This is a genomic window from Dellaglioa sp. CoH-57-MRSF-18 (assembly GCF_056781995.1).
This window is the reverse complement of record NZ_JBXAXX010000126.1, coordinates 1-372: the sequence shown is the minus strand read 5'-3', so window position 1 is coordinate 372 and position 372 is coordinate 1. Positions and strand designations below refer to the sequence as shown.

General features: G+C 54.8%; 1 protein-coding gene. It reads left to right on the top strand.

The features are described from left to right. Positions 1-372, top strand: a 372-nt coding sequence (locus tag AC1RPG_RS08395) for a hypothetical protein (protein WP_481762532.1), incomplete at both ends; no start/stop codon positions are given.

Genomic DNA, 372 nt, shown 5'->3' with positions numbered 1-372 from the left:
CAAGGACGAGATTCTTGATCCGTTCCTCTCGAAGGTTGGCACCACTTGGCAGAAGAAAGCGGAATCTGCTACCGCCACCATCAAGTCGAAAGACATGGTGTTCGAGGTCTCGATGAAGGACCCCCAGTTCTCGAAGGCACGCGCCTCCATCGACCGCATGCGCGACGTGCTGTATGACTTCTTCTGTCGGTGGGGATACCGTGCTGTATTCGACTACTCGGAAGTGCGCAACAAGGCAGTTCTGCGTGTCGATTATGTGCACGATCCTGCGCGTCAACCCATCGTCGGCCTCAACGAGAAACCGGAAAGCGATTCGGAGAAAGTTCAAATCGCACTAGGCGGCCTGCGCCTTACGTTCAAGTTCGACAAGTT